The organism is Schaedlerella sp., assembly GCF_056796775.1.
In genome coordinates, this window is record NZ_JBQIKP010000030.1 from 52,399 (window position 1) to 60,364 (window position 7,966).

General features: G+C 53.4%; 4 protein-coding genes and 1 pseudogene. 1 reads left to right on the forward strand and 4 read right to left on the reverse strand.

From position 1 onward, the window contains the following. Nucleotides 1-100: 100 nt before the first annotated feature. Nucleotides 101-2,329, reverse strand: coding sequence for a beta-propeller domain-containing protein (locus tag ACTOY7_RS13850; RefSeq protein WP_482671377.1), 2,229 nt, complete (start codon nucleotides 2,327-2,329; stop codon nucleotides 101-103). Between the two features lie 305 nt (nucleotides 2,330-2,634). Beyond that, nucleotides 2,635-3,147, reverse strand: coding sequence for an RNA polymerase sigma factor (locus tag ACTOY7_RS13855; protein WP_160284731.1), 513 nt, complete (start codon nucleotides 3,145-3,147; stop codon nucleotides 2,635-2,637). A 351-nt stretch (nucleotides 3,148-3,498) separates the two neighbouring features. On the opposite strand from ACTOY7_RS13855, the gene ACTOY7_RS13860 reads away from it, so the two are divergent. Beyond that, nucleotides 3,499-5,148 carry a methyl-accepting chemotaxis protein gene (locus ACTOY7_RS13860; protein WP_160284732.1) on the forward strand — a complete coding sequence of 550 codons (1,650 nt, stop codon included), beginning with the start codon at nucleotides 3,499-3,501 and terminating at the stop codon, nucleotides 5,146-5,148. Between the two features lie 118 nt (nucleotides 5,149-5,266). On the opposite strand, the gene ACTOY7_RS13865 is transcribed toward ACTOY7_RS13860, so the two are convergent. Both ACTOY7_RS13865 and ACTOY7_RS13870 read right to left on the reverse strand, forming a co-directional pair. Then, nucleotides 5,267-7,534, reverse strand: a complete 2,268-nt coding sequence (locus ACTOY7_RS13865; protein ID WP_300885874.1) for a hydratase — start codon at nucleotides 7,532-7,534, stop codon at nucleotides 5,267-5,269. Nucleotides 7,535-7,875: 341 nt separating this feature from the next. Further along, a pseudogene (locus ACTOY7_RS13870) lies at nucleotides 7,876-7,966 on the reverse strand (IS200/IS605 family transposase); the annotation flags it as partial.

Here is a 7,966-nt window from a genome sequence, read left to right on the forward strand (position 1 = left end):
ATATCATCAATCTTCTGAAAACTCTTCCTATTGTGCGAACCCACTTTACAACACGATATCATCAATCTTCTGAAAACTCTTCCTATTGTGCGAACCCACTTTACAACACGATATCGTCGATCTTCTGAAAGCTCTTCATATCGTAGGATTCCACCGTATTTCCCGCTGTCAGGTAGAGCCTGCTGCCGGAATACAATGCCCGCGCGTTCCATGCGTACCCGCTCAGCTCCCGCTCGAAAATGCATTCGAACCCATTTTTCCCGTAGGAAAAGATCACATACCGCATCACGTCCCCGTCCACGCGGAATCCGATCAGGTTCTTTTCCACATCCACCAGTGCTGATTTATAATCATAAAATACATCCGAGGAATACGTATTTTCCAGCACGTACTTCTCCGCTTCCGTAACATTTTCCGGATCTGTAATATCGAACATGGAGAGCTTCACGCCCTCTGTCGCAGTCCCTGTTTCGTCCACGTCCATGCCGATCCCCAGAAGCTTCCCTTCCCCATAAGGGTGCAGGTATTCCGAGAATCCCGGGATTTTCAGCTTTCCTAAGATCTCCGGCTTCTTCGGGTCTGACAGGTCCACGGAAAACAGCGGATCCATCTGCCGGAATGTGACAAAATACCCGGTATCGCCCATAAATCTCGCAGAGTAAACGGCCTCGTCCTCCGCCAGCCCTTCGATCCGGGACAGCTCTTCCAGATTTTTATCCAGAATATAAAGGGAATTGGTGTCCTTAAGCTCCTGTTCGGCCTCCTCGGTAAGCCCAAACAGCCGGGGCGTGCTGCTGTTGTCGGAGGAAATCGGGGTCACGGTCACGACCAGACGCAGATTCCCCTCATATTCGTCAATGCTGAACGAATCGTTGAGCGTCCCGTCCACTTCCGTCTGCCCCACAGCCGTAAGCTTTCCGTCCTTATAAGAGACCTTCCGGATACAGGTTCCGGACACACTCCGCCCGGAGCTGCCGCCTCCCTGACGCGCCAGGGGCATGATGCCGTAGTCGCCGTAATCACTCTCACAGATGTAGATATTGTTCCTGCTCACGTAGCACATTCCTGCGCTTCCGAATACCGCCTTGGTATCCACCTTTTTCTCCGGATCCTTGATGGAAAATGCGGAGATGATGGTGTATTTTTCCGCCCGCGCGCCCATGGGCATCAGAATGTCCCCGCTTTCGATCCGCTTCCCCTGCGCCATCGGGATATATCCGTCCCGGTCCGTCCTGGAGCTGTAGATCTCCGCATAAAAATCACTGAGCAGATACACATAGTCCCCGGACACCCGCATGGTGTTGTAATTCCCGCTCTGGGAAATCTTTCCTACGGACTTCGGTTTTTCCGGCTTACTGATGTCAAATGTCTCTGCCACGGCATACTGCAGATAGCGCCCGCCGTATTCCCCGGTGGACACGTCGCCCTGATCCCGGTACTCTGACTGGCTGTACACCGCAATGAGCCGGTCGCCCTTCACAAAGATCTCAGAAACATAGCATTCCTGATCCAGCCGGATGGTGCTTAAGTGCTCCATCTCTTCCTTCTCGATGCCGACGATCTGGATCTGCTGGTTATTCACGATATACAGCCGTTTTCCGTCTGTCTTTACAATGTCCGCTTCTCCAACGCCTTCTTCCCGGACGTTGGTATCTGAATAGCCGGAAGCTCCGCCGGCCTCCCCGGCCGTGTCTGCTGATACCTCGTTTTCCATAGGCGCGCTTTCCATTTTCGCGCTGCCGCCGGCCATCCCGCCGTCCACGTCGTCCATCACCGCATACTCCTCCGTGGATCTCTGCATCTCCTGCATCCGTTTATTTTCCGCTTCGATGTATTCAAAAACCTCGTCATAGTTCTTTGCGGTTTTGATATCTGTTACTTCGAAGGGGTCTCCGCTCCGGTCCGACCGGCCGGATACACTGCTTTCCTTTCCATTCTGCCCGCCGGCAGCTCCATCCTGCTCTCCGGCCGCGCCGCTTTCCGAACCTCCTGAACTGTCCGCGGCGCTGTCTGCCGCTGATTCCGTAAGCATCTCTTCCGAACCAGCAGCCGCGCCGCTGTCTGCGTCCGCTATCATCTGGAACTCCGCATGATCCGACTTGGTTCCAGTACCGAAGCCGAATCCTACTGTCCCGGCGGCAACAGCACCGATGACCAGCAGGCCGCAGGCTGCTGCCGCCGTGATCTTTCCATAATAATATTTTCTTTTTTTCTGTCCCCTGGATTCCAGCATCTGCTGGATCTGGTCCGGCTGCAGGGAATCCGGGATTTTTATATTTTCACTTTGCTCTTCCGCAAGCTTTTTTAAATCTTTCTCATCCATACTCATATTCCGCGTCTCCTTTCTATACCTTGTGAAACGGCCGTATGGCCATAACGGGGTGCCCTTGGGTATACCTTGTGAAACGGCCGCATGGCCATAACGGGGTGCCCTTGGGTATACCTTGTGAAACGGCCATATGGCCATAACGGGGTGCCCTTGGGTATACCTTGTGAAACGACCGTATGGCTATAATGGGATGCCGCTGGGCGCACTTTTGCCGCACAAAGTCCGCCGTCCCGCAGGGACATGTTCGATGTGATTCCTTTCGGACATTCCCGACGCGTCATACCGCGTCCCCGGTATCGGTCATTTCAGCTCAGGATCCGGCGAAGCCTGTCCATGGCGCGCGCCTTCCGCGAACGGACTGTCGCCGGGTTCATCCCCAGCATCCTGCCAATCTCCGCGCTGGCATACCCTTCCAGCACAGAGCAGGCCACAATAACCCGGTCCTCTTCATCCAGCCGCATAAAAGCCGCCCTGACATCACAATCTCCGGCTTGGTCCCGTTCCTCAGCCGCCAGGCCCTCCGGCAGCTCCTCTGTCCTCTGTACGTTTTTTAATTTTCTCCTGCACTGATTCGCCAGGATCGTAAATATCCAGCTTCGGAAAGACTCCTCCTTTTTCAGCTTATGGATATTCTCATACGCCGCAATGACCGCCTCGCTGACTGCGTCCTCCGCATCCTGGGGATGTTTCATTGTGTACAGCGCAAACCGGTACAGCTCCTTATAGATCCGCGCGTACAGCCCCGAAAACGCTTTCACATCCCCGCGCCGCGCCCTTTGGATCAGGACCAGCTCTGAACTATCCTTGTAATCATACATCCGCTCCCCCTCCTTCCAATCCGGCATGACCGCTGTTTCTCACCAACTGATGGTGATGTAAATAAGAGTATAAAAAATGAGAAAGTGTTGCAAAGTTTTTTATTTTACGTGATTTTACATAGTAATAACTATATCACTTTTCTGAGCCTTTAATCCAGATACCACAGTATAATTTCTGTTAAATTACGGTTCAGGTCCCACTAAAGGAAGTATAACACAAAATGTGCCCCTTGAATACCTTAATAAAGTATTGAAAATCCCTCACCTCTCATGTTATACTAGACAGAAAGGGAAACAAATCGAAGAGAGTAGAAGACTTCCCATACTCAACTAACGAAAGGATGTACATTTATGCGAAAAAGTATTAAAACAAACGTTGGAATCCGAGTGATTGCGGCACTCGCTTCCGTAATTTTGTTCAGCAGTGTCATGACGATAAACATTTTCCGCATTAAGAATATGCAGGCTGATAATGCTGACGTCAACAACTTGCTGTCCACCGTACAGGCTGCCGAGACAGCCCATTACAAATGGTCCAGCGGACTGAGCAACGCGCTGTATGCCGATGCCGAATTTACCGGCAGTACCGACCCGACTACCTGTGTCCTCGGACAGTGGATCTACGGCGACAGCAGCACCGCGGATCCTGATATCCTGGCCCTGCGCGACCAGATCGAGCCCCTCCACAAGGAGCTGCATGAATCCGCTATCCATGTACTGGATCAGATGAATTCCAGTCCGTCACAGGCACAGGCTTACTATCAGAATACGATCCTCTCCAACCTGTCCACACTGGTAGGATTCTTGGATCAGATCGTTGAGGACTGTACTCAGAAGAGCCTGGACAGCACCACCGAAATGCGGCAGATGATCCTGACCATGAACATTTTGTGCGCGGTCTGCCTGACCCTCGCGCTTGTATGTCTGCTCAGCCTGGTTCAGTACGTTCTGAAGCACATTGTAAAACCAATCATTCACATTACCGACCAGAGCCGTCCTCTTCAGGATGGAAATCTGGAATTTGAGCTGGATTACCATGCGGAAAACGAGCTGGGCTACCTGGCAGATACCCTGAGAAAATCCATGGGCCTGATCCACGATTATGTGGAAGATCTGAACCGGATCATGGAACAGCTTTCCCGCGGCAACTTTGATGTTGCCACGACCGCTCCGTTTATCGGTGACTTCCGTACCATTGAGATGTCACTGAACAGCCTGACCTCCACCCTGTCCGGAACCATGTCCAACATCCTCCGGGCGGAAAAGATGGTATCCGGCAATGCAGAGCAATTATCCAGCAGCTCCCAGACACTGTCCCAGGGCGCAACCCAGCAGGCAAGCGCGGTGGAAGAGCTGTACGCTACTCTGGAAGAGCTTTCCCGCAATGCGGACCGCAATGTAGGCGTGGCTCAGGAAGCCCAGGAAAATGCACGCCTCACCGGAGAGCAGGTATCCGTCAGCAGCCAGCAGATGGAACAGATGGTGCAGGCCATGGAAGATATCAGCGCTTCCTCCCAGCAGATCGGCAATATCATTGCTACGATCGAGAATATCGCTTTCCAGACCAATATCCTGGCATTGAACGCGGCAGTAGAGGCTGCCCGCGCCGGAGAAGCAGGCAAAGGCTTTGCCGTAGTATCGGATGAGGTCCGCAATCTGGCAGCCAAGTCAGATGAAGCAGCCAAGGCTACCAAGGATCTGATTGAGAATTCCGTACAGACAACGGCGCGCGGAACCGAGATCGTAGGAAAGGTTTCCGCCTCCCTGAAAAAGACGCTGGAGCTGGTAGAACAGTCCAACGAAGCGATACATACGATAGCAGACGCCATCCAGGGCGAAGCAGATTCCATTTCACAGGTTACCGAAGGAATCGGACAGATCTCCACAGTGGTCCAGTCCAATTCTGCCAGCAGTGAGGAATCCGCGGCTGTCAGCGCAGAGCTCTTCGAACAGGTTCATATGCTGGAAGCGCAGACAGAGAAGTTTAAGCTGAAACGCTGATCCTACAAAGATTTACCGAATATATGGTCACAGAAAAGGGACGGTCACTTGAAACCGTCCCTTTTTTCCACTTGTACGGTTGGATGCTCCCAGGAGCATCCAACCCACTTATATTTTTTTATCCTCTATAATAATTGATCAGGCATCCTTTCAGGATGATCTCCCTCTCCGCGTCAGTCATTTCTCCCAGCTTCAATTCGATCTCCTGCAGCCCGTCCTTCACCACAAATGCCTTTACCGTGCTCTGCTTCTCTTCGATCACCCTGCGCGCCCCAGGGATGAACAAATAATCCCCGCTTTGGAATGGAAGCGCCTCATGATCCGCCTCTGTCAGGAACGGAAGCATGCCCCAGTTGATCAGGTTGGAGCGGTAACGCTTGGTCGCATATTCATTGGCAATATTTGCCCAGCCGCCTAAGACCTTCTGGCAGGATGCCGCCTGCTCCCGTGCGGATCCGTCTCCCGGCTTCACCGCAAAGATGGTGCTTCCCACGCCGATATTTCCTTTGCCCGTCTCCGGGAAATCCTTCTGGATCGCGGCCATTACCGGCTTTAACTCTTCCAGCGCATCCAGCGGACAGGCGCCTGCCTCGATCGCCTTCTGCGCCGCCTGCACTTCCTTAGCGCGTCCCACATAAGCCGGATCCTTTCTGGACAATGCAAATTCCGCAAGCCCCAACGGATTGGAACGGTAGGAAGAAGTCTCTCCGGAGGGAATCAGCTCGTCCGTGGTCGTGACGGGATCATGAATCTCAGATACGACTTTCAGGATCAGGTTCTCCGGCAGCGCGGACATGGCCGGCCAGTCCTTGATATTGGGACCGAACTGGATTTCCACGGAAGGATCCGCCACACCCTTGCTGTCAAATACCCGGTTTTCGTAAATGCTCCTGTCGAAGTGGTATTTCTGCCCCTTGTACTCTACATCCAGTACAGTTGCCGGGGTCAGGAAGCCCTGGTTCGCCGCGGTCGCCGCAATGGAACGGGCATCCATCAGCGCAACAGAGGAAATCTGTCCGCTCTGCAGCTTGGAACCCTCCCGGTTGGGGAAATTCCTGGTAGAGTGGCGGATGGACAGCGCATTGTTGGCCGGTGTATCTCCCGCGCCGAAGCATGGTCCGCAGAACGCCGTCTTCACGATGGTACCTGCCCCGATCAGATCCGCGACCGCCCCATTTTTTACCAGCTCCATATAGACCGGGGTGCTGGCCGGATAAACGCTGAACGTAAACGCCCCGGAGCCGATGTTCTTTCCCCGGATGATATCCGCCGCCGCACAGATATTTTCAAATCCGCCGCCCGCGCAGCCGGCAATGATCCCCTGCTCCACATATAATTTCCCGTCAACCACCTTGTCCTGCAGGCTGTAATCCACCGCGCCGTCCAGGCTCACCAACGCCTTCTGCTCGACATCATGAAGGATGTCCTTTAAATTGGCGTTCAATTCCTCAATCGTATAGACATTGCTGGGGTGGAACGGCATTGCGATCATAGGCTTGATCTCGCTCAGGTTCACATAGACCATGCCGTCATAATATGCGCATGCCCCCGGATTCAGTTCCTTATAGTCTTCGCTTCTGCCGTGGATCTCGTAAAATTCCCGGATCTTCTCGTCTGTCGCCCAGATGGAGGACAGGCAGGTGGTCTCTGTCGTCATCACGTCCACGCCGATCCGGAAGTCCGCGCTCAGCTTGTGCACGCCGGGTCCTACAAATTCCATCACCTTATTGTTGACATAACCATTTCCAAAGGTGGCGCCGATGATCGCCAGGGCTACGTCCTGGGGACCCACTCCCTTCCTCGGCTCGCCGTCCAGGTAAATGCCGATCACGCCCGGCATCTTGATATCATAGGTCTTATTCAGAAGCTGCTTCACAAGCTCCGGTCCGCCCTCGCCCATGGCCATGGTGCCCAGCGCGCCGTAGCGGGTATGGCTGTCCGAACCAAGGATCATCCTGCCGCCGCCCGCAAGCATCTCCCGCGCGTACTGATGGATGACCGCCTGATGAGGCGGTACATAGACACCGCCGTATTTCTTCGCGCAGGTCAGCCCGAACATATGGTCATCTTCATTGATCGTACCACCCACCGCGCACAGGGAATTGTGGCAGTTGGTCAGCACATAGGGGATTGGGAACTTCTCCAGCCCCGAAGCCCGAGCCGTCTGGATGATCCCCACGAACGTGATATCATGGGAGGTCAGCTTGTCAAATCTGATCTGCAGGTTTTCCATATTGCCCGAGGTATTGTGGTCGCGCAGGATGCTGTAAGCCATCGTCTGCCGCGACGCTTCCTCCTTCGAAAGCGGAACCTGCGCGCCGCCCTTATCTTCGATCATCTCTGTGCCGTTCAGCAGATAGACTCCATTGTCATAAAGTTTTATCATGATATCATGCTCCTCCTTTATCAGATGCAGCCCCGCGCCCTGCCTCTGTATCCGAACATCCGCCGATTCTGGCCGCCGCAGGCTCCCGCAGGGTATAAACAGTTACAAAATTTCTAACACTACGGTGGTTATTTTATCATGCGGAAATATCTTTGTAAAGCGGGAAGAGATACTTTATTTATTACTATGGCCAAATCATAACCACCCGTCAAACGGGTGGTTTGCTCTGCGGCTATAAGCCTTTGTTACTGGCCAGCGCCTAAAGACGCTGGCTTTCACTTCGTTCAAGCCACTACGCCCTTGACTCGTCGCCGCCCTTCAAAGGGCATTCGTAATACCGGCTACCCCTTGAAGGGGTCCTCATATTCCTTCACGCTCAACTTGTCCTGCATAATGTCACTCTTCTCCTGATCCTGGATATACTTCTTTATC